Source organism: Bacillaceae bacterium S4-13-56 (assembly GCA_040191315.1).
Lineage (GTDB): Bacteria > Bacillota > Bacilli > Bacillales > JAWJLM01 > JAWJLM01.
Genome location: JAWJLM010000058.1, coordinates 1 through 23,024, shown reverse-complemented (window position 1 = coordinate 23,024; position 23,024 = coordinate 1). Strand labels below are relative to the sequence as shown.

Annotated in this window: 19 protein-coding genes; 2 read left to right on the top strand and 17 right to left on the bottom strand. The window is 33.2% G+C overall.

Features of this window, described 5'->3' with window-relative positions:
* Window positions 1-465: 465 nt before the first annotated feature.
* From RZN25_13830 to RZN25_13750, 17 genes are all read right to left on the bottom strand, one after another.
* Window positions 466-1,764, bottom strand: coding sequence for a sulfatase (locus RZN25_13830; protein ID MEQ6377896.1), 1,299 nt, complete (start codon window positions 1,762-1,764; stop codon window positions 466-468).
* A 468-nt stretch (window positions 1,765-2,232) separates the two neighbouring features.
* Complete coding sequence (locus RZN25_13825) at window positions 2,233-2,916, bottom strand: YesL family protein (protein MEQ6377895.1); 684 nt, start codon at window positions 2,914-2,916, stop codon at window positions 2,233-2,235.
* A gap of 425 nt (window positions 2,917-3,341) precedes the next feature.
* Complete coding sequence (locus RZN25_13820) at window positions 3,342-4,892, bottom strand: AraC family transcriptional regulator (GenBank protein MEQ6377894.1); 1,551 nt, start codon at window positions 4,890-4,892, stop codon at window positions 3,342-3,344.
* Complete coding sequence (locus tag RZN25_13815; protein MEQ6377893.1) at window positions 4,870-6,708, bottom strand: histidine kinase; 1,839 nt, start codon at window positions 6,706-6,708, stop codon at window positions 4,870-4,872. Before RZN25_13815 ends, RZN25_13820 begins: the two co-directional genes overlap by 23 nt.
* A gap of 91 nt (window positions 6,709-6,799) precedes the next feature.
* Window positions 6,800-8,113 carry an extracellular solute-binding protein gene (locus tag RZN25_13810; protein ID MEQ6377892.1) on the bottom strand — a complete coding sequence of 438 codons (1,314 nt, stop codon included), beginning with the start codon at window positions 8,111-8,113 and terminating at the stop codon, window positions 6,800-6,802.
* Between the two features lie 18 nt (window positions 8,114-8,131).
* Window positions 8,132-8,965 carry a carbohydrate ABC transporter permease gene (locus RZN25_13805; protein ID MEQ6377891.1) on the bottom strand — a complete coding sequence of 278 codons (834 nt, stop codon included), beginning with the start codon at window positions 8,963-8,965 and terminating at the stop codon, window positions 8,132-8,134.
* Entirely contained in the window at window positions 8,965-9,852 is an 888-nt protein-coding gene (locus RZN25_13800) for a sugar ABC transporter permease (GenBank protein MEQ6377890.1), read from the bottom strand. The genes RZN25_13805 and RZN25_13800 overlap by 1 nt, the downstream gene beginning before the upstream one ends.
* 46 nt (window positions 9,853-9,898) lie before the next feature.
* Complete coding sequence (locus tag RZN25_13795) at window positions 9,899-10,894, bottom strand: Gfo/Idh/MocA family oxidoreductase (protein MEQ6377889.1); 996 nt, start codon at window positions 10,892-10,894, stop codon at window positions 9,899-9,901.
* On the bottom strand, window positions 10,887-11,789 hold the full coding sequence (locus RZN25_13790) for a hypothetical protein (GenBank protein ID MEQ6377888.1): 903 nt from the start codon (window positions 11,787-11,789) through the stop codon (window positions 10,887-10,889). The genes RZN25_13795 and RZN25_13790 overlap by 8 nt, the downstream gene beginning before the upstream one ends.
* Window positions 11,790-11,808: 19 nt before the next feature.
* Entirely contained in the window at window positions 11,809-12,894 is a 1,086-nt protein-coding gene (locus RZN25_13785) for a Gfo/Idh/MocA family oxidoreductase (protein MEQ6377887.1), read from the bottom strand.
* A 19-nt stretch (window positions 12,895-12,913) separates the two neighbouring features.
* The gene (locus RZN25_13780) at window positions 12,914-14,413 is read right to left on the bottom strand and encodes a DUF3604 domain-containing protein (protein ID MEQ6377886.1); all 1,500 of its coding nucleotides are present in this window, start codon (window positions 14,411-14,413) and stop codon (window positions 12,914-12,916) included.
* 1,002 nt (window positions 14,414-15,415) lie between these two features.
* Window positions 15,416-15,637, bottom strand: coding sequence for a transposase (locus RZN25_13775; protein ID MEQ6377885.1), 222 nt, complete (start codon window positions 15,635-15,637; stop codon window positions 15,416-15,418).
* 434 nt (window positions 15,638-16,071) lie between these two features.
* The gene (locus RZN25_13770; GenBank protein ID MEQ6377884.1) at window positions 16,072-17,109 is read right to left on the bottom strand and encodes an ROK family protein; all 1,038 of its coding nucleotides are present in this window, start codon (window positions 17,107-17,109) and stop codon (window positions 16,072-16,074) included.
* A 944-nt stretch (window positions 17,110-18,053) separates the two neighbouring features.
* Window positions 18,054-19,010: a formylglycine-generating enzyme family protein gene (locus tag RZN25_13765; GenBank protein ID MEQ6377883.1), complete on the bottom strand. Its 957-nt coding sequence runs from the start codon at window positions 19,008-19,010 to the stop codon at window positions 18,054-18,056.
* A gap of 65 nt (window positions 19,011-19,075) precedes the next feature.
* Window positions 19,076-20,278 carry an ROK family protein gene (locus tag RZN25_13760; GenBank protein ID MEQ6377882.1) on the bottom strand — a complete coding sequence of 401 codons (1,203 nt, stop codon included), beginning with the start codon at window positions 20,276-20,278 and terminating at the stop codon, window positions 19,076-19,078.
* 27 nt (window positions 20,279-20,305) lie between these two features.
* On the bottom strand, window positions 20,306-20,848 hold the full coding sequence (locus tag RZN25_13755; protein MEQ6377881.1) for a chromate transporter: 543 nt from the start codon (window positions 20,846-20,848) through the stop codon (window positions 20,306-20,308).
* 13 nt (window positions 20,849-20,861) lie between these two features.
* Window positions 20,862-21,488 (bottom strand): chromate transporter, encoded by a 627-nt coding sequence (locus RZN25_13750; protein ID MEQ6377880.1) that lies wholly within the window; start codon window positions 21,486-21,488, stop codon window positions 20,862-20,864.
* Between the two features lie 400 nt (window positions 21,489-21,888).
* On the opposite strand from RZN25_13750, the gene RZN25_13745 reads away from it, so the two are divergent.
* Together RZN25_13745 and RZN25_13740 are read left to right on the top strand one after the other, a co-directional pair.
* Window positions 21,889-22,110 (top strand): hypothetical protein, encoded by a 222-nt coding sequence (locus RZN25_13745; protein MEQ6377879.1) that lies wholly within the window; start codon window positions 21,889-21,891, stop codon window positions 22,108-22,110.
* 269 nt (window positions 22,111-22,379) lie between these two features.
* Window positions 22,380-22,970 carry a guanylate kinase gene (locus tag RZN25_13740; protein ID MEQ6377878.1) on the top strand — a complete coding sequence of 197 codons (591 nt, stop codon included), beginning with the start codon at window positions 22,380-22,382 and terminating at the stop codon, window positions 22,968-22,970.
* The last annotated feature ends 54 nt before the right edge of the window (window positions 22,971-23,024 follow it).

Below are 23,024 nucleotides of genomic sequence, written 5' to 3'. Positions count from 1 at the left end.
AACGGGCTATGGTAAATGCATTTATATGGACTTTTCTTTTTAGATCTTCTTACATAAAACTCATTTGGATAGTACCTTTCTATGTGATAATGATTATTAGACAATCTCACTACATCAAAAAATCATGTACTTTTTCATTTGAAAAATGTTTCATGTAACAGAGTTGGTTGAAGTGGAATGCGACTCCAACGCAATGAACACCCATGTTATCTATTGTCAAATACTATATTAAAGAAATTAAAAACATTACATCACCAACTATCACCAAAATTATTTAGGTGCGGAAGTTGAGTTATTATTTAGCTCATAAGGCAACTATATAGTTGTTTATTTTAATTATATTTTGTACCCTTATTAATCAAACAAAAAAATTTTGATTGTATTAGACACAATTAGTGAATTTGACTTAATTTGAATATTTATATTCGATCACCAATGGTTACTTTTTAAACCATTCTACTATTATTAAGCTGGTCCGCCTAGAACTTTCCCATTTTTAGGTAATGGAACTTTTCCTTGTAGCAACGGATCATTTGTCTTTTTCATCCACGTTTCTAATCTATTAATAAGATCAGTTTTGATAACTTGATAGTTTTGATCATTTGCAAGATTCACTCGTTCAACTGGGTCTAAAAATAAATCAAATAACATTTCATTAGGGCGATTTTGTTTAAGTAAGCCGTGATCTACTAAAAATGTCTTTATAGCGCTATTATCTAAATTAATCGGAACAAGCCTATTATGGTCGTCATAGAACTTAATATATTTATAACGTTCTGTTCGAATGCAACGCATCGGTTCATATCCTGCATGATAAGTTACCTCAGAGTACACTTCTTCATGTATAGTTGTTTTCTCTCTTTTCAATAAAGGAACAAGAGATTCTCCCTGGAGCCAGTCTGGCTTTTCTAACCCAGTTAGATCACATATAGTAGGAAATAGGTCAATGTGAGATACTAACGCATCCTCAACCTCCCCTTTTCGAAGTTGTTCCGGTGTTCTAATAATTAAAGAAACTCCAATTCCGGTATCATATAAATTACATTTCATTTTTGGAAAAGGCAATCCATGATCTGTTGTATAAATAATGATTGTATTATCTTCAATACCCGCTTCTTTAGTCGCCTTTAGTACTATTCCAATACATTGATCCATAATCTCCGCAGATGTCATGTAACCAGCCATTGCTTCTCTATTCTGCTTATTGTCATAAAACGGAAATGGAGGTACCAAATAATTTGGGTTATGCTTTTGTTTGGTCGGAGGGAAATTTAAATGCGTATTGAATAAACCAAAAGAAAGGAAAAATGGTCTTGAATTCTCTGACTTTTCAAGAATGAATTGGCCCGCTGCATTTGCATTATTTAAATCCCAAGACTCAGAATCAAAATCAAATTGACTCATATCCACTTGAGGATTACCAAGTAGTCGATTATATCCAATCATTTCAGTTTCAGGTGCCTCATGTTGAATACCAGCTAAAGCTGTTTCATATCCATTTTCGTTCAAAAACTGGACAAGGTGTTTATTATAGTCCTTAAGCTGAAAGCCAAGATGTGCAAGACCCATCATCCCGTTTGAATGAGGGGCCATTCCCGTTAATAATGCTGCGCGGCTAGGCGAACATGTAGGACCTCCACAGAACGCTTGTCGAAACAAAATTCCTTCTCTTACTAGATCCATTAAATTAGGGGTTGGAACAGAATACCCGTACGGTTGAATATATCTCCCCGTATCATGAGAATGCATATAAATTATATTCATAATTAGGACCTCTCCTTTCACTAGTAAAGATATTTTGAATTAGAATTTCATCCTATATCATTATATTTCCTATGACTTTATAGCACTCGGAATTTTTTTGGTAATTTTAATCACCAAACGTTTATTAAACAAATTAGAATATGCTCTAGTCAATTGAGGTTGTAAAAGGGAAGTGTCCCTTTTTCCCAATGATATCCATAGCTTTCTCACTATTTATTTAATCTAGGGAAGATAAAGAAACTCATGCTTAGTATCAACAATCCATTGAGACAATCTTTCATGTAATTGTTTTCTCTTTTCTTTATAAAAAATTATGCGCCCAATTAACCATTTCATAAAGGCCATCATTTAAGTTAAACAGTGACCAAGGTTGATTTTCAAAGACAATGTATTTCCACCCATCGCGAATAACAACCCTACGAAACTCGTAATCTAATAAACCTTCCTTCAATTTCCTTTTATCAAGCATTATCTATCTGATTTTTTTAAATTATCATACCCAATAGTTGATACCTGTTCTTTATTTTTCCCATTTTGTTGTTTCTCTTCTATTTTTAAGAAAGCACCATAGGTAATCCACGTAATAACAAAGCTCAATGAACTTACGGAAAAGAATAGTATAAGACCTTGAATATGTATGGACAATTGGTAAATGACAAAAACACTAACAGCCATCATTATCGTACGTAATGGAAAGGATATTCCAATAACAATGGCATATTTGAAGTATTGAAAGATCTTTAATTGATAGTGAACAAATACCGGAAATATATATAATATAACAATGACGTAAAACATGAGTACTAGTAATAAAGCAACATTTAATAATAAACCTAGCATTCCATCTAAATTAGTTATAAAAATAAAATCAATATATAATATATAACCAAGAAAGAATAAAATTAATCCAAATAAATTTGCTCTTATAAACTCTGAACGATAAGCACTCCAAAATGTTCGAAAGACTGGAATATCACTACCATTCCTAATCCATTTACGTACTACATTAAACATCGCTGTTGTTGCAGGAGCTACCCCTATTATAATAATCCCCACTATAGTAAAGAAAATCCATAATAAATTTAAATAAGCAAAACGCATAATCCACTCGCTGATTCGATAAAGCCCACCGACAAAACCACCATTTTGCATCTTTATCTCTCCCAAACACAAAAAGTTATTATTGTTCTATCATATTTATAGAACGGCCATCATCTTTTAAACATCTTCTTTACTTAAGGAACCTCTTTATTCCTTAATCCTATGGACATATTAGATTAATCTGTGTCTTTACTGGAACCTAGATCTGACTCTATTGGATTCATTATATTGAATTTCGAGCCTGTGGTTAATCCGATTTATCCATAGGCTTATTTTTACATTTTTAGTTATCACTTATATTTATGGAGGAAGAGAATCGACTTTAGGTAGAAATACTCGCAAAATCCTATACTTCCCCCTCCCCATTTAAGGAGCAATTGTGGAAATATTTAACTTGGTAATCCTTATTCTAGTTGATGAATTCGATGTAGCGTTTTTAACCAACTATTAAAACGAGTAAATGTATAGGTTTATACTTATTTTATAACTTTCCCTTTTCGAAGACGAAAGTTGTTTGGAGACATACCATAATGTTTTTTAAATATTTTACTAAAGTAACTTTCATCAGTGAAACCAGATTGATAGGCAACATCTGCAATTTTTAATTCAGTTGTTTCTAGTAAATACTTTGAATGGTTCAACCTAACCTTAGTAATATAATCGCCCACTGTCATGTTTGTAACCTTTTTAAATTGTCTACTTAAATATTCCCTACTTATAAATATATGTTCAGCAATTTCACTGATTTTTATCGTTTTATTATAATTTTCCTCAATATATTCTTTTACTATCTGAATTTCACTACTTATATTTAACTTTCTATTTTCATTACTTAGATTATTAAATAACTTTTTCAACTCTTTACGTAAACTATTAAACAATACGTCTGTACAAAATGCTCCCGAGTCATCTAAAAAAACTAATGATGAAACTATATATTCTTTATCGCTCTTCCTATATCGCTTAAAAAGACTAGCTATTTCTTCTTCCCAAATATCTATCTGTTCTATGTTAAAACATTGTTCTATGTTTATTTGCGCGAAAAGATGTTTTAATTCATTCTGCACTTCTAATAGATTACCACTTACGATAAAAAGTTTTAAATTAGATATTGAATGAACAATGCTCCAATTTTTCTCACAGATATCATTCATATAGAATATAGGATAAGGCTTTTTCAAAAACAAATTTCTTTTATTTCTAATTATAATTGATTGATTAAAAAGAACCGTTAAGTCACGAGAAAGTTTTCCTGCATCGCTAACATACAACGAGAGTTTATTAGTAAATTTATTTAGATTTAAATAAATTTCATTTACTCCCTTATCTAAGAATGAATGGTCAGGATAAAAGATGATCATCGCGTTGGAATGATGAGTACAATAAAAGGCTATAGCTCCCTTATTAGATAATAAGTTATTAACTTTATCCTTAAATTGAAAATTACTAAGATAATAATTTTCTACATCATTTTTGTTATATTCCAATTCAAAATTCATCATAATTACCCTATAATTATCCTTTGAGTTAAAATAGCTCTTTAAAGAGTCAGGTATGGCCATGGGTTTACCAATAACTAGATTGGAAACACACTGATCATCATAAAATGAATTTGCTAAAACAAGCTCTTCACTCTGTTGTTGTTTCTCTTTCAGTTTTTTCACTTCTAATACTGCATTGGATAAGGCTTCATTCAATTCATCTTCATTTAAAGGTTTCATTAAATAGTCGAAACCACCATACTGAATCGTTTTTCTAGTATATTTGTAATCATCATATCCGCTAACAACAATCACTATATTAGGATAAGGAAGATTTTGTGTAAATTTCATTAAATCTATTCCGCTTTTTCTTGGCATATCCATGTCAGTAAGAATAATATCAGGTTGATGTTTTACAATTATTTCATTAGCTTGTTCAACATTTTCAGCTTCATAAATTACATCTATACTTAGCTTCTCCCATTCCCCCAATAGACAAACACCTTCACGTGCGCGCTTTTCATCATCTACTATTAAAACCTTCATTAGTATCTTCTCCTTTGTTAGGTGAAAATATAATAATTCTAATGGTTAGTCCTTTTTCTTCATTTAGAATAGGTGTAATTATAAAGTTGTTATCATAAAAAATCCGTAATCTGGAAACAACGTTATATAATCCAATTCCTGTATCCGTATCCTTACCGTTAGTTAATAAATTTTCATTCGCTGACTTTATAATAGATGATATTTTATTAATGACTTCATTTGTTATCTGATCTCCATTATCACTCACTTCTAATAAAATTTTAGTATCATATTCTCGTGCCGAAATATTAATTTTTCCATAATCATTAGTAAAGCCATGCTTAAAATAATTTTCAATCAGTGGTTGTAAAATCATCTTCGGAACTCTTACTTGTTTTAATGTGTCATCTAATGTAAGTTGGTATTCAAATTTTTCGCCGAACCTTTGCTTTTGAAGCTCTAAATACCACTTTGCATGCAAGAACTCTTTTTCTAGAACAACGTAATCCTCTTGATAATTAATAGAATATCTCATAATATTAGCTAGAGTATTTAATAGTCTATAAATGGTCTTCATATTGTTTTGAAGAGCTAAAGTACCTATCGATTGCAGTGTATTATATAAGAAATGAGGATTAATTTGAGTTTGCAAAATTCTTAGCTGATTATTTTTGTTTTTAAGCTCCCACTCATATACCTGTTCAATATAATTGTTTAAGAGTACTACCATTCGCTTAAAGTTCTCACCTAACTGACCAATTTCTCCTTTCCCTAAACTATCATAATCGACAGTTAGATCTCCAATGCCAATGTGATCCATATTTTTAGCTAATATTTTTATTGGTTTTGTAATTTGAAAAGATACAAGTATTGCAGAAAAAATAACTAAAGCTAAAGCGAAAATACCTATGCTTATATTGGTCCTTAATATTTCGTTAATGCTTTGAAACATAAAGCTATGAGGTACTTTCTTTACCAATACCCATCCCCCTAAAGATTCTGGTAATCTTTCGTAAAAAATATAATAGCTATCCTCAGTATCTTCCCATTCAAAAAAGTCACTATTCGACTTCATATTATTAATAGTGTACATCCAATTATTTTCAGAACTTGTATTATGGTTTATTTCTGATGAGTATACTATCGTTTGATCAGGTGATATCAAAAATAGATCTTCACTACCAGATATATACAAATTCTTAACCCTCTTACTAATTTCTTCCATGTTAATATCTATAATCAAATAACCGATAAAATCTTTTAAAGGAAGATTATATAATGGTCGATGAAGCGAAAATACAGATTCTGAAGATAGTATATCTAAATCAGCCAAACCGTAATCATTCATCATATGAGGAGGTTTTATAAAGATTTCATTATTATATTCTAATTGCTCAAAGTAACCCCAGTTAGAAAAATTTAACCTCCTAGCATTAAACTCTGTGGTATTTGATAGAGAAAAAGCCAGTTTATGCTTATGAGCGTATAGAAAAATTTGTTCTATCCCCTCACGGGAATACAAAAGGGTTTGAATAAATTGCATAACTTCATTTGTCAAAACATAACTTTCTTGCATTTTATCTGCTTTAATCGTATTCAATAGATTTGAATCCGTATAAATAGATACCGACAATTGATTAATACCATTTAAGTAATCTTCAATGTACATTTTCCCTTGTGAAAGCATGTTCATATTTTCTTTAATTGCTCTTTCCTCAATAGAAGACTTAAGTTGATAGTATGTTAAAATAATTGAAGTTCCCATTGGGAGTATGATTATGATTAATAATAGAACTAATAGTTTTGTTTGAATGCTATTTTTCCAATTTAGTTTCATTAGTAATCTTCCTTTTTATCATAATCACAGATGGAGTTTTATAAAGAATACTAAAAGTTCTGGCTGAAATCAACAGCCAGAACTATTTCATTTACTTAAACTCTTGCCATGCATTATCCATTTTTTCTAGAACTGTTTCAAAGTCATGTTGGTCACCAATGTAGCCTTGAAGTAAATTTGCTGTTTCATCAGCAAATCCATCTGGCCATGAAGGGAAGGTCCAATCAAGTGTTTTAGCATCCTTTGAGTATTTATTTATATCTTGACTTACTTGACCTAGCTTTGATACATCCATATGGTCAAATGCAGGAATCATAAGGAAATCTTCTGTAACAAATTTGTGACCTGTTTCAGACATTGCCATCCAATTCAAAAATTCTTTTGCTTCATCCATATGTTTCGTTTCATTATTAATAACCCAACTAAAAGGGACACCTACTTGTATTTTATCCATCTCTTCTTCATTATCATTTAAAGGAACTGGTAATAATCCAACATTTAAATCTGGATTTATACCAAATATTGTAGGTTCTGTCCAATTCCCTTGATGAACCATTGCTGCTTCTCCTGAAGCAAATAAAGTTAACTGGGTATTTAAATCAGTACTTAATGGGTTCGGAGTCCCGTTTTCTAGCATAAAATCTAATAACTCTTGTAATTCATAGAACTTTTCATTTTCTGAAATTGATGTATCTCCATTATTTAACTGTTCTATATACTTAAAAGGATCGTCCTGATGAGCAAATGCTATGTTTGGTAAGTGCAAACCAATTGCCCACCATGTAGCAAATCCATTAGCAAAAGGAGTAATTCCTGCATCATTTAATTTCTCTACCGCTTCCTTTAATTCACTTTCTGTTTTAGGTAATTCAGTAATACCTGCTTCTTCAAATAAATCTTTATTATAAATAAAACCAAAGCCTTCTATATTCATTGGCATACCATACAACTTCCCGTCCTTCATCATCTGTTCTTTTGCAAAAGGAAGAGAATGTTCAACCCAAGGCTCCTCGGAAAGATCAGTTAAGTATTCTTCCCATAATTCCAATTGTTCTGGCCCCTCTACAACGAAAACATCAGGGGCTTCACCAGAGGCAAATCTAGTTTTTAAGTTAGCCATCCAATCGGCTCCACCACCAACTGTATCAATAGTTAGATCTATATTTGGATGTTCTTCTTCATACGCTTTTTCCATATCTTTCATTTGTTCACTAATAGCAGCTTTAAATTGAAAAACATTTAATTTTACTTTTTCACCACTATCGTTTGATTCAGATTGATTTGCAGTATTATTACCATTAGATTGATTCCCTTCATTTTCTGAACTAGAATCTGCTCCACATGCCGTAATCACTACTACAGAAACTAGTACCAACGCTAAATACAAAAAGTTTTTCATGGACATAAACTTCCAACCCCTTTTTTAACTTTTTACTGCTCCAGCTGCAACACTCTTTAAAATATGACGCTGAAGGAAAAGATACAAAAATATAATCGGTCCAACACTCATTACCATCGCAGGTAAAGCTTTATCCCATTGATTCATAAATTGATCAAACAATGTATTAATTGCTAACGGAATCGTGTGTAATTCAGCACTGTTTAAAGTTATTAATGGTAACATAAAGTCATTCCAAATCCACAATGAATTCAAGATAATAACTGTTACTGTTATTGATTTCAGTAGTGGAAAAACTATTTTCCAAAATAATTTAAATGAATTACATCCATCAATAACGGCTGCCTCTTCAATTTCCTTTGGTATTGATTTTACAAATCCATGGTATAGGAATATATTTAATGACACTCCAAAACCAAGGTACATTATGATAAGACCTAATCTACTATTCATAATCCCTAATTCTTTCCCCCACATTACTAATGGAATCATGACTGATTGGAATGGTATAATCATTGCGGCGACAAAGAAAAGGAATAAAAAGTTATTCTTCTTTCCACTTGATCTTGCAATCTTCCATGCTGCCATAGAACTAATAACAACCAAGCCTACATTACTTAAAATGGTAATGAAAAAAGAATTAAATAACGCTTTGGGGAAATCAATTATATTCCAAGCTTTTACATAATTTGAAAATAAAAATGTTTCTGGCCATGCTGTTGCGTTCATTAAAATATTAGAAAAATCTTTAAAAGAGTTTATTACTACTATATAGAATGGTATTAGGAACACTAAAGCTAATATTATAGCAAATATTTCAACAATAAAATGCTTAATAGTATATTTTGAAGTGCCCATTACATATTCACCTCCTTTCGTTTAGTAAAGCTAACTTGTAGTAATGTAATGAACGCTACAATTAAGAAGAATATTAGCGCTTTTGCTGACCCTAAACCAAACCTATTATAATTAAATGCTTCCTGATAGATATGAATAGCTAAAGATTCAGTTGACCTAAACGGCCCTCCGCCAGTTAAAGCAAAATTCAAATCGAAAACTTTAAAAGCCATCGAAGTTGTTAAAAATAGACAGATTGTAAATGCTGGAACAATAAGCGGAATAATTACTTTAAATAATTTTTGAACACTATTCGCCCCATCTATTTTGGCTGCTTCTAATAAACTTTCATCTACACTTTGCAAGCCTGCAATATAAATAATCATCATATAACCACTTAATTGCCAAACAAATACGATGACCATCCCCCAAAAGGCGGTTTTAGCATCTCCTAGCCAAGGACTCTGAAAAATTGCTAAAGGTATATACTCACCAATACTTGGAATGCCTCGAACTAAAATAAATTGCCAGATAAACCCTAATATCAATCCGCCTATAACATTGGGAATAAAAAAAGCTGTTCTTAATATGTTTTGGGTTTTTAAATAACTTGTAACTAATAAAGCTAATAAAAATCCTACTACGTTTGTTAAAACTAATACGGTTAATGTAAACCTTAAAGTGAACCAAAATGAGTTTAGAAAGTTATTATCTGCCGTAAATAATTTAATAAAGTTGTCTATTCCCACCCATTCAACGGTGCTACTTACCCCATCCCAATTTGTAAACGAATAATATATTCCTATTAGAAATGGGATAATTACTATTACTATAAAGAATAGAAAGGCGGGACCAACAAACATCCAGTAATCTAATTTATTTCTTAACTTTTTATTTTTTACCTCCATAAACATCTCCCTAAAAGATTAATAAGTATGTAGTTTCAATCCACCTTTAATCCTTGTCAAACTTTATTACTTCGATTTTTTTTACTGATTCATATGCTGCTAATGAAATCTTTCCTGAAGCTAACCCATCTTCCCCAGTAATTGGTACTTCTTTTCCATTTTTAAATCTTTCTATTAAGTCATCAACCAACAATTCGTCTTTGTTATCTCCCCAATAACTCCATTCAGCATGGTTTAATTCTTTAGAATATACCTCGGAGATTTGTTTGAAATAATCAATAAATAATGTTCCTTCGGTTCCAACGAAATGCATAGTTAAATCTCTTTTATATGGATATGGTTCAGTTCTTGACCAACTCGTATCCAAAGTTGCCAATACACCGTTTTTAAATTTCATAGTAATCATTGCAGAGTCTTCCAATGTTAATTCTTTATAAAATAAAGTGCCATTCTCAGCATAAACTTCTTCTATTTCAGATGAGAGAATCCAATTTAATATATCAGCTACGTGAACACTATGATCTAACATAGCTCCTCCACCAGACAAATCGTTATTCACAAACCACCCTCCTGGCATAGCACCCTTATTCGTAGCTTTTATAGCTATTAATTCACCAAGTTCACCCTTATCAATTAAATCTTTTGCTTCAACAATTGAAGGAACATAACGATTAGGAAAAGCTGTCATTAGTTGAACTTTATTATCTTTACAAGCTTGAATCATATCTTTCATATCTTCCATGCTAGTACCCAATGGCTTTTCACACATGACATGCTTCTTAGCATTTGCAGACGCAATCGTATGTTCAGCATGGAAAGCGTTTTCAGAATTTATTATGATAATATCCGCATCTGTTTTCAGTAGATCTTTATAATCTTTAAAATAAGAAATCTTATATTGATCTATTAAACCTCTAACACGGTCCGCATCCTCATCACTAATTCCAACAATTGTTACATCGTCTCTATCAATTAAAGAATCAAAATAGCTAAAAGCATGCATGTGTGCAAAGCTTAACATCCCAACTTTTACATTATTCATAATTCTCTCCTCCTATATAAACAGGTGCACCTGTCTCTAGCGACTGTTTAATTGCATCTTTTATCTGAAGAGCTCTTTCATGAATTGACCAAGTATTGTTCATTTCTTGATTATTTATGTTTTGAAGAAAATGGGCTATCATTTGCTTCTTGTCATTTAATTTTGTTGGAGTAAAACTTTTTTGCTTACTAGCGGTTTTCAACTTCATCGTATGTGACTCAGATGAATATTTAATTACACCTCTCGTTCCAGCGTATTCACCGTTTCTTAAATACTCTTGTGCACCAATGAAAATTTCTAAATTTATGATTGCATCATTTTCTAAACGTAATGTAGTTGTACTATAATGTTTTGAATCCACTTTCCTTTCCATAGCAAAAACCCTTTTAACAATCGATAAATAGGGATACAGAGCTACAAGTTCTGATTGAAGTTCAAGATCATGATCATCAGAAGTTTGAGTGTATCGCTTTAAATTTGCTACTCCTAACTCACCTATAAATCGTCTTTCTATATTTCTATGGATATCTGCTACCTGTGGATTAAAAAGCTCATTAACTCCAATAAATAATAAATTATTGGGTTCCAAGTTGCTGCGTATTTCTTTCAAATGTAGAGATTGACTTATAAAACAACTATCCCAAATAATTGGAGTGTTTATTGAAGAAAGTTCAGGCCAATCATCTTGAACATTGGAATATCGATCACAAATAATGATAAAGTCTATGTTGCTGTTGCTTTTTACTTGCTGAATAGTAGAGTAATAAGAAATATTATCATATACTTTATTTTCTTCTTTTGAGACTACTGAAATATCATTAATTAAGTCTATTTCCTTTAACGAACTGATATATGAATTGATAGTGGCATTGTCTCCATAAATAAGTACATTCATTTTCACACCTTCTTCCTTTTTACTTATTAAAGTAGATAGCTTCTCCTGTTAAAGAAGATTCATATAAAGCTTCTAAAATTTCTGTAACAACTAATGCTTGTTGAGGCATCACAACCGGGTTCTTATCCTCTAAAATCGCATCAACCCACATACGTGCTTCAACTTCTCCTGGAGTTTTTGCTTTAGTTTCAAAGAAGTTAATCTCTTTCTTATCTAGTTCAATTTGTTTTGTGTATAATTCCCCGTGTTCTTCACCGTTAATGAAAAGACCATTCCACATATCAGCACCAGCTTTCGTACCACATAATGTAGACTTTGCTGCCCCTTCATGTCTGATATGCAATGCCCAACTAGACTCTAATATGATTGTTGCTCCATTTTCCATCTTAATCATTCCAAAAGCCGAATCTTCTACTGAAAATAATGCGGGATTCCATTGACCATATGGGTTAGCCTTACCATTCGACTTACCTATTTGATTAAATGTCTGTCCCAAGACAACTTTTGGTTTATAATTATTCATTAACCATAAGGTTAAATCTAAAGCATGAGTTCCTATATCTATTAAAGGACCTCCACCTTGTCGATCCTTATTTAAGAAGTCACCCCATGTTGGTACACCCATACGTCGTAATGCGTGTGCCTTAGCAAAGTAAATATCACCAAAAATGTTTTGGTCACATAATTTTTTTAAATACATGGAGTCTTTTCTAAAACGATTGTTGTAGCCAATTGTTAATTTCTTGTTTGTTTTTTCAGCAGCCTTTTTCATTCTTCTTGCTTCGGCTGTTGTAATTGCCATTGGTTTTTCACACATTACATGTTTACCTGATTCCAATGCACGAATTGTAAGATCAGCGTGAGAATCATTACTAGTACATACGTGGATAACATCAATAGAACTATCATCAATCATTTCCTGAAAAGTGGAAAACACTTTTGCATCTTGGCTACCATATTTAGTCTTTGCATCCTCTGCTCTTTCATTAACGTGATCAGAGAAACCATATAATTCTACTTCATCTATTGCTGATAAACTTGGAAAATGTTTATTTTGTGCGATACCACCGCATCCCACAATTCCAAATCTTAGTTTTTCTTTCATTTGAAATCCTCCTCTGCAACTATTCTGCGTTAACATAAATTGGAGATACCCAAGCCATTTGAAGATTTTTTTGTCTTACTTCAACATGATAAATATCCATGTCATTTTCTTTCTGATCATCGTTCCATTCACCAATAAATGTATAAGCCTCTTCAGGAACTGCTTTGTGAATAATAAAAGCTTCAGAATTATATTTCTCTAAATGACGAGTTACATTATTAATCTTTAAATCTATTAATTTCGTTTCTAGTTCAACACCATTTATATTTGTTTTCAAAATAGTATTATTATCGCCTTCTATTTCTAAAATAAGAGCACTTGTATGTGGATGAAGTGTTGTAGGGTTTTTAAAAGTCGTTGAATCCCATTCAACTTTCTTATCTGTAATTGATCTCATCTCATTTTGCAAAGCGTTCATTGAAGGGTCTTCTTTCATTCCAGGAGAAGGGGCCAACACACTTCTACCTCTAAAACAAGGTTCAGCCTTTAAAATTTTACCATTTGATAATTCAGCTTTACTATTCCATACAAAACCGTCTGTTGAGTTACCCCAACCTAATTCAATTCTGATTTTATATATTTTTGTTGTTTTCGAAGTTTTATTTAAATCTTCTCCGTTCAATACAGCAAATGGTTTTAGATTTTTGTAAAGAATAACTTTATCTAACGCATCTTCACCCTTAACAAAAAACTTAATATTCCTATTTCCTGCAATATTAATTTCACTCCCCATAGGTTGCCCATTCACTGTAAATTGACATTCTATCTTATCACCAGTTACAGCATATGTTCTACGATCCTTTATAGCTTTCCAAATGGACTCTCTTGTTTTTTCTTCTGCCATTACAGCTAGTCTTCCATCGCCGTATGAACCAGGATATCCTGCATGATGATCTGTGGATCCCACAAAACCAAATTTATGTCCCCGCCGTAATGCTTCAAATACCGTGCTTTTAGAATCTCTAGGACCCATATCGTGGTAATATGGATAAGGCGAATCCTCTGACATACCAGATCCGTGCTTTGAGTATACCTCTATTACTGGGCTTATTTGTTCATTAAAGGTATCCCAGTTTCCCCCTCTATAACCACATGTATAACCAACATGATGTGGAATAGCAAACACTTCATAAGAGTGTAGCGCTTTCATAACTTCGTAAGGTGATTGTTTTTGAATTAGTGGCAAATCATCATTTTTAGAAATTATATGGTGATCTCCATACTCACTTGAATGAACCTCATATCCTTGGAAGGTAACGAATTTATGCGGTTTGTTACTGGCTTTCACCACTTCTTGTACCTCACTCCAGTTTTTCTGCAATTTATCAAAACCTTTTTCATGAAAATCCACTAGAAATTCTAGATTCTCCGTCTTTTCGGGTATATCATGCCAAGCAGCATGACCAATTATACAAACAAAATCTAATTGCTTTTCTGCAGCTTTTAAAGCGTTTTCTAAACTACCAAAACCATAACTAATACCGCAATGGTTATGCAGGTCTCCCCAATATAAGTTCATACTAATACCCCTTTCGTTTCTTTTTAATTGTTTTAATAAATTCTCGCAAAAATTATGTATCCAAAAACTTGTCTACATTACACTAATGCTGAAAACTTTTGAAGGATGGATTAATTAAAAAAAGGACATTCCACCCTTTTTGAAGAAATATGTGGTCACCAAACATCAACTTTAGTTTATTTTGGATAATATCCCAGCAACGAACCTCTAATGGAATGATCTACCGATTTCTTTTTTCATTATCGATGAATCACAATGTAAAAAAGTATCGTTTCACCATGAAGGTGAAAGGGCTAGATAAACACTTTTCTCTTTCAAATAGAAAAACCATATGCCTCATTGTGTTGGCACTGCACATGTCGTATGCGAAAACAGTTCCTTTGCTTAGGATTTTCGTTCTTACTTTCGCGAAAAATATTGCGTAACCAAGGACATATCTTTAAAAGCAAGAATGGTCTAGCCATTGAATTAATACTTATTCAGCTACGCAAGGAACGCCAGTCTATATGAATAAATGCAAATTTTCCAGCTTTCATTATATGCAATACGTAACCCTTTTTTGGATATATATTAAAAAGCAAGAATTCAAGTTGCTTAAAATAAATTATAATACCAGTAAAAATTCTGCAATACCTATAATAGTGACCTATTCCATGTATTTTTGTGACTTTTCAGACTTTTTACTTTTTTAGTTAGTGGCATAAACAAGAAAATTCATTGTGTAAAAAATGAAGAAACCTATCTAATGAGAGGATAAATGTAAAGAGAAAAAAACATCGACCTAAATTCAGGCAGTCTAAACGAAGAATAAGATCATTGCGAATTTTCCTGATGGAAAGCACTCTAGATCCATGTCAGTTTTTAATTAGGGGCTGCTGAACGATTGCAAAAACAGCCCATTTAATTTCTACACTAGTGATTAAAAAATTAATAAAAAAGAAGGCAGAGCTTATACTCCGGGTTCATAACCAGTAGTTGTAGGGAAATTATTGTTACACTTGTTTATTGAAGGCATGTTGAAATAAGCCCCTTTCCATAGCTGCGATTGACTTCTCCATATTTCCCTTCAACTGCATTGCGATTCGATACATCGTGTTTGGCCAGTTGTTTTAGTTGTTTTGCATTTTTCCCTTGTTGGGCGACAAAGGGTGGGACACTATGGCGGATCCCCTTTTTTACGTAGAATTCACGATTTTTACGATTGCGATAGATCTTATCAGCCAATATGGCTTCTTGAAAGGGTCCGAAACGTGTTTTGAAATTTTCGGTAGATGCATGTAGTTTGATGCCTTCATTGTAATGAGGATGCCCTACCTTCTAGTGGATCATCTTTATGTGAATCGTCATCTGAGTGATTGTTTCAGCTTTCTCTAGCCATTTCATCCTAAACTATCCACTCGTTTACTTTGTTGATGATATTACCATCCAAACGCTTGCAAAAATTGGTCTTCATGGATGGATCAAAGTGTATTTCTTCCTGAAATTCTGGGAAACCTAGGAAGTTTTGAGAATTTAGTTTCTCCATAATTTCCTTAACTGTTTCTCGATCACTGGTACCCTTTCGTTGTTGTATGTATAGCGCGCACCATACACGACGCGTATACTAAGGTCCTGTTGGCCGCGAGATAGGACAAAAAGCTTTCATATGCGCAATTAATTTACTTTAACTTGTCTAACACAAATTTAATTGCTCCCATTGCTCCTGCAGTATTACCTAGTTTAGCGCACTCAACTTTCGTTTTTAGAGGTGTCTTATTATTTATTATCGTTTGGATCTCATAGGTAAGATTTTCCATAGATTCCGAGACCCCCCCACCAATAATTATTTTTTCTGGGTTTAATAAATTAACAATATTCACTATATGTAAGGTGAGTTTTTCAACAAATTTCTTTATCTCAGTATAGCCGGGTTCATTCTTTTCATAATAGTCTTGAAAAAGTTTGGTTGGATCACCTTTTCTTTTTAATCCACTTCCTGATATTTCATATTCTAGTGCCCCAAATCCATCTTGGGCTCTATTATCGCTTATACTATCAATATTCAATCCTATTTCACCAGCTTTTCCTTCATGTCCTAACACTAGTTCCCCATTAGCAATAACTCCACATCCTAGCCCTGTACCTATCGCAATGAAAATCATATCCATTGATTTGCCTGCACCTAACCAATTCTCCCCTAATGTAGCAAAGTTAACATCATTATTGATCCAAATAGGAAATCTAAAGCGGCTAGAGAGTAATTTCGATAAAGGGATATTTTTCCATCCTAATGCATATGCATCTAACACTATTCCCTCATTTGTATCTACTGTACTCGGTACCCCAATCCCCATTCCAATTATTAGTTCTTCTTGAATGCCCGATGTTTTTATGCAGGATTGAATAAAAATCTTTAAATCTTCTATATTTTTAGTTGTGGGTGCCTTTTTTTGAAAAATAACTTTTCCATCCAGGTCTGTTATAACTAGAAATATTTTGGTGCCACCGATATCAACTCCAATAGCATAGGCTGAACTATTAGAAGGTAATTTAAATTTCTTTACTTGGTTAACTATTTTTAAATTAGACTCTTTAATTTTTCTTTCATTTAGATACTCATCAGGCATACTAGTTTTTTCTAAGAATTTAGAACTAGAACTATTGTTTTTAAAATATCCATTTTGTAGAACAGTTTTATTTAAAAGTATTTTATTCATAATAATCTCCTTTTCACATATTTAATAGAATGAATTCATAACTCTGAGCTCTTCGGGGTCTAGTGATTCAAGATATTAGAAAAGCGCAGGCGCTTGATTATCTAGCGAGTTGAGGGAACCACCTATAGTCGATAGGCTCCAATGCTACGGGGCTTGTCTTTAATTTCTAATGGTTAATCCTTTGATTGGCATTACTGAGTGGGACGATCAATTATATCAAGTTTTGTGGTTTTGAACATGGTGATGTTCCAGGTATTTGCGCCTTTCATGACTTATTTCAAAGATAATGGGCCGCTGATAACTAAAACGTTATAACCTTACATAAAGTTAAACCCAAAAGGAAAAAGATTAAATAGAAAAAAATAAACCTAAAAAGCTGGATGCTGTACCTAAACCCAGTAATTGTTCGTAACTCGTTGATTTGGCTCTACGATATGGTTCCAATCGATTATTAGAGCTTTTCCAATCTCAAATTCTGTGCCCACGAACTAACTAATTTCACTCACCCACATCAGTATTCTCAACCTGACATTACACAGGTTGGAATAGTTATAGGGAGAAGTACTTCAATGGATATCATCTCTACATGTTATCCACTGACGACAGCCATTACGACTTACCGCTATATCCACTGGTGCATCCTGATTCTCGGCACGATGCTATCATAGCAAAACCATTGTAGGACGTATGAACGTACACTTGGACTTGGGGGATGTTTTCTGACTCTATGATGAAGTAAATGAACTTGACAGGTCTGTAGCACTTCAGCAACTAATCAAACTTTTTGAAAATGTCTCAGAAAAGATAAACACCAATTTTAAAAGCTAATTAAAAGTCAACTACAACAATTGGTTAACAATTGGTTAATGGTCTGCCCAATTATATCAAGGCATACTTACCTAATTTGTGCTGCAAAAGTTGAGTTTTTAAGTACCATTAATTTTTTAAGCATTTGTTACGCAACGAAATCCCATATTACCAGTGGAACTATCCATTGTATTAGAACTACGTGCAGCTACACGATAACGATTACAATAAGATTCATGGCAAAGATAAGAACCACCGCGCATTACTTTTGGTGTTTGCCCGTTCACGTGAATTTCATTTGTTATTTTTCGGTTAGGACTATTCGTAAACCAATCTTCACACCACTCCCATACGTTTCCTGCGACATTATAAAGACCAAAGCCGTTCGGCGGAAAAGACTTTGCAGGTGCTGTTCCTAAAAAACCATCTTCTTTTGTATTCTCACGCGGGAAATCTCCTTGCCATATATTACAATAATGCTCTCCATTTGGGGTTAAATCATCTCCCCAGGGATACTTCTTTTGTTCTAAACCACCCCTGGCAGCATATTCCCATTCCGCCTCTGTTGGTAATCGTTTACCAGCCCAATTACAAAATGCAACAGCATCATTCCATGATACGTGAATAACAGGGTGATCCATTCGATTTACTATGGAAGAACCGGGCCCTTCAGGTTGATACCAATAAGCTCCTTCAACGGCAAACCACCATGGTGTACCCGCTACTTGTTGCACTTTGTTGTCAGGAGAGAAAAATTTATAAAAGACAAAAGACCATCCAAACAGCTCCGCTTCCGTTTTATAGCCTGTTTCTTTAACAAATTGATTGAATTCTTCATTAGTTACTGTGTAACTATCTATATAGAAGGAATCTACTTTTACTTTTCTTACAGGTCCTTCTCCATCAGAAGGAAAACCTTCCCCGTCATCTGTACCCATTAAATATTCTCCACCTGGCAAGTAGATCATTTTTTCTTTAAACTTTATATTAGAATTTTTTTCTTCTCTTTTTTTTATATATTGATTCGTTTTACCAATTGCTTCACTATTTCTTTTTGCCGCACAGCAAGGTCGAATCTGGTTTTTTTCATTCATTTTTTCTCCCCCAATGTTCAAGTTTGAAGTCAAACTCCCTAAAAAATTCTCTAGATTCTTCACCACTATTTAAAAAAAGAATTAAAAACAAGTACAGACGCCCCTATGGAAACCGCATTTTCTAATTGTCCCTTTCCAAAAGATACTTTTGCTTGATCGTATCTGTAGATGTATTGTTTTGCAATTTCAATAATATTATCAAAGTAGCTTGGATACACATCAATTAGAAGACTTTTCAAAATAACTTTCTCAGGATGGATAATATTAATGATATTTGCTAGTCCTATCCCGTAATAATATGCAGATTTATGGACAATATCTTGAATGAGCTTATCTCCATTTTTAAGAGCAACCAAAAAGTCATTTATTGTAGCGGATTCAACATCACGATTGTTTAGATAGAGTAATAATGAGGATGATTCACCATTCGATATTCTTCGCTTTGTTTCTTTTAACATATAATCAAGTGATGTATAGGTTGACAATGTTTTATTTTCCTTTGGATTTTTCACATCTATATCAATAATAATTTCCCCAAAGCTACTCGCATCACCAGTATTATTTTTCATAAATTGACCATTTGTTAATACTCCACAACGTAACCCTCTTCCACTTATGCAGTAAAGATAATTACTGTACTGAACAGAAGTGGCACTGTATTCACCTAAGGCAGCAGTATTCGCTCCATTTTCTATCATAACCTTCGTACCAAAAGTTGTTTCTAGCTCTTTTACAATAGGTACATAGTACCATCCAGGAGCTGGAAATAAATCTGGGTGAAGTATTATTCCATTTTCCCGATCAATTGGACCAACTGCCCCAATCCCAATTCCAAGTAATTGCTCGATTTTTATTCCATTTTTATCTAATAGTTCCCTTATCTTTCTTTTTAATAAAAGGATAGTTACTTCAGGTGTATGTTCGCTTGACATAACAAAGGAATAATTATCACGTTTTATAAAATTCAGGTCTAATAATAATATTTCCGTACGAGTCCTCGATAAATCAATTCCTATAATGTAACTGGCAAAAGGGTTAATTTCATACAGAGCTGGAGGCCTCCCCCCAGTTGATTTTTCATAACTTTTTATTTTGATATAATTACGATTCAATAATTCTTCGAGATGACGGACCATTGTTGTTTGCTTTAATTGGGTCAATTCTAACAATTCAGCCTTTGTAATAGGTCCATATTTGTGTATAAAATAATAAACTTGCTTGATTGATTGATATTTTGCAGCCTTTTCTTGAAAAAATTCACGAAACAAGTTTTAGCCTCCTCTAATAGAATAGGATTAATATAAAACTACTCCGACAATACCTGATAATGCAATCACAAGCACTGGATGCATTCGTAACTTAATTAGCGCGAATAGTGATAAGCCAAATATCATTAAAAGACTTAGCGTATGCCAAGACACTTCCGTAGATAGCACATCATTTGAAATCGCAAATTTTATTGCTGCATATACAATTAGACCTGTAATAATTGGACGCAGCCCATAAAAAGCAGATTTAACAAGAGGCTTTTCATTAAAGCGGAAAAAGAACGTAGCAATGATTAAAATAATCAACAAGGAAGGAATAACCATTGCTAGAGCGGAAACAATTGCACCTGGTAATTCAGCAGTCTTGTAACCTACAAATATAGCACTATTTGTTGCAATGGGCCCCGGCGACATACCTGCAATCGCAATGACGTCCGTAAATTCCTGTGTAGTCATCCAACCATGGTTAGATACTTCCATTTCTATAACCGGAATCATCGCATAACCACCACCAAATGATACAAAGCCAATCATCAAAAAAGTTAGAAATAATTCAGATAAAATTTCCATTCAATAATCACTCCTACGCCCCTTTTATTTCTTGTTCTCTTTCTTCTTTTACATCTGGAAGTTCTTTTTCTAATTGGGTAGCAATACCAAGCCATTTTTTTATCTGAACCGAGAAGATTCCGGTGAATATCCCAGAGACAATCATTATAACCGGATGTATGTGTAGAAAAAGTAAAATTATTGTTGTAACAGCTGCGATTGCTAAAGTGGTTTTATCATATACAGCTGTCAAACCTATTTTATATGCTGCAAAAGAAATTAAAGCAACAATAGCAGCACGAATACCCACAAACGCAGATTCAATGTAGGGATTGTCTTTTACTAAAAGGAATAAAATACTAAGTGTAACAACGATTAGAAATGTTGGTAATAATATACCAAACATTGCAGCAATAGCACCCCATACTCCAGCTAGGCGATACCCAATGAATGTCGCAGAGTTTATCGCAATTGCACCTGGAACAGATTCTGCAATAGCGAACACTTCCGTAACATCTTTACTTTGGACCCACTTTTTGTTATTAACTACTTCCCTCTCAATCATCGGGATCATTGCATAACCTCCACCAAAAGTAACTGGACCAATTTTCAAAAATGATAAAAAAATTTGTACTATGAATTTCCATTTGGCTTTCTTCATAATTTAATTTCACCCCCAATAAGCAATAAATTTATTGTAACACACTTTTATCCAAAATGGATAAAAGTGACCGATAATCCATAAAACCTTATAAAAATCCTTATTATACGAGTCCGTTCGGTGTTGCGACAAATGTTTTCAGTGGGCCGAGTAATCGCAAGCCCGCGATTTATCTAAATATATTGGACAATATTGAAATTTATTATTCTTTCCTCTAATTACCATAATTAGGAAATGAAAATGTTTTTATTGAGCAAATGAATTAGTTTTGGCATTGTAAGAGCTGATAGGGTTAATGATGTTTTAGTATATGGCATAGATACTAAAAATAACCATCAATATAAACTGATACCTTGGTCATTATAAAAGTGTAATTCAAAATGAAAAAAGGAGTTTTTTTATGCCACAACAACAAATCGATGTCAATCAATTAAACCAGGCTAAAGGTAATGTTGCTTTAACAAAAGAATTATTAACCCAAGCCATTGAAAAATCTCAGTCCGATCAAACAATGGCTCAAGAAGCAATTAAACAAGCTGCTACTGAGATTGCACAAGCTCAAACAGCTGTAAGCCAAGTCCAAAGTGCTTTAATGTCTCAACAACAATCAAAATCAGAATAAAAAATAAAAAATTCCTGTAACAATTTGTTACAGGAATTTTTTATTTTGCTTCTGCAAAGAAGGCCGAACGCCATTTGGCCTGACCCAGTGGTACGGTAGGGACAGGAACTACTGGGGTTCCTGTCCCTACTGGTGTTCCTGTCCCTAGATTTTTTTCAGAATAGTCTAAAAATAAATGAAAAAATATGGTACACTATAGGTATCTTCATTTTAGAATTTTATTCCTCTTTTGGAATTTAAGTCAAATTATGATTAAAGGAGATTTGTTTATGTATCAAATGAAGAAGAACCAAAAGCTTTTCATTTACACTGGACCTGATGGCTCAGGCAGAAAGACGATTGGGAAAATGGTTGCCACCATGTTTGATATGGCAGCGATTTTATCCTACACCACTCGTGCCCCACGACATTACGAACAGGATGGAGAGGACTATCATTTTGTCACCTTGGAAACCTTTAAAGAAATGGAGGAGAAACAGGAGTTTATAGAAAGTGTTGAAATTGATGGATATCATTATGGAATTCGTGAAGAAGATATCTCTAAGGCATTTACATCTAGTAATCTTGTGTACCTGGCGTTGAATCCTGAGGGAACCAATAAATTAAAGGATATGTATGGGGATAAGGTCATACGACTCTTCATCTACGCTGACCATGACACCGTTCTCAATCGTCAAATAGAACGACAAGATAGTCAAGAGGATATCAACCGACATATGGCCCACTATAATAAAATCATGAATTACAAAGACCAATGTGAATATTCCTTCGAGAATTACGATAGTCCACAGGTATCCTTTCAAGTCACTGAAGTAATCGAATCCCTAATAAACAGAGATATTATCATAACAGATTACTGATCGAACCGTGTTGGCGGGTGTTGGTGGGGACGGTTCTTGCCAACACACCCAAAC

Coding starts and splice junctions, on each gene's coding strand:
- RZN25_13815 (MEQ6377893.1), bottom strand. CDS start 6,708: ATGAAACTAAATTGGAAAAATAGCATTCAAACAAAACTATTAGTTCTA.
- RZN25_13745 (MEQ6377879.1), top strand. CDS start 21,889: ATGCCACAACAACAAATCGATGTCAATCAATTAAACCAGGCTAAAGGT.
- RZN25_13795 (MEQ6377889.1), bottom strand. CDS start 10,894: ATGAATAATGTAAAAGTTGGGATGTTAAGCTTTGCACACATGCATGCT.
- RZN25_13825 (MEQ6377895.1), bottom strand. CDS start 2,916: ATGCAAAATGGTGGTTTTGTCGGTGGGCTTTATCGAATCAGCGAGTGG.
- RZN25_13740 (MEQ6377878.1), top strand. CDS start 22,380: ATGTATCAAATGAAGAAGAACCAAAAGCTTTTCATTTACACTGGACCT.
- RZN25_13800 (MEQ6377890.1), bottom strand. CDS start 9,852: ATGGAGGTAAAAAATAAAAAGTTAAGAAATAAATTAGATTACTGGATG.
- RZN25_13755 (MEQ6377881.1), bottom strand. CDS start 20,848: ATGGAAATTTTATCTGAATTATTTCTAACTTTTTTGATGATTGGCTTT.
- RZN25_13780 (MEQ6377886.1), bottom strand. CDS start 14,413: ATGAACTTATATTGGGGAGACCTGCATAACCATTGCGGTATTAGTTAT.
- RZN25_13820 (MEQ6377894.1), bottom strand. CDS start 4,892: ATGAAGGTTTTAATAGTAGATGATGAAAAGCGCGCACGTGAAGGTGTT.
- RZN25_13805 (MEQ6377891.1), bottom strand. CDS start 8,965: ATGGGCACTTCAAAATATACTATTAAGCATTTTATTGTTGAAATATTT.
- RZN25_13765 (MEQ6377883.1), bottom strand. CDS start 19,010: ATGAATGAAAAAAACCAGATTCGACCTTGCTGTGCGGCAAAAAGAAAT.
- RZN25_13790 (MEQ6377888.1), bottom strand. CDS start 11,789: ATGAATGTACTTATTTATGGAGACAATGCCACTATCAATTCATATATC.
- RZN25_13810 (MEQ6377892.1), bottom strand. CDS start 8,113: ATGTCCATGAAAAACTTTTTGTATTTAGCGTTGGTACTAGTTTCTGTA.
- RZN25_13785 (MEQ6377887.1), bottom strand. CDS start 12,894: ATGAAAGAAAAACTAAGATTTGGAATTGTGGGATGCGGTGGTATCGCA.
- RZN25_13750 (MEQ6377880.1), bottom strand. CDS start 21,488: ATGAAGAAAGCCAAATGGAAATTCATAGTACAAATTTTTTTATCATTT.
- RZN25_13770 (MEQ6377884.1), bottom strand. CDS start 17,109: ATGAATAAAATACTTTTAAATAAAACTGTTCTACAAAATGGATATTTT.
- RZN25_13830 (MEQ6377896.1), bottom strand. CDS start 1,764: ATGAATATAATTTATATGCATTCTCATGATACGGGGAGATATATTCAA.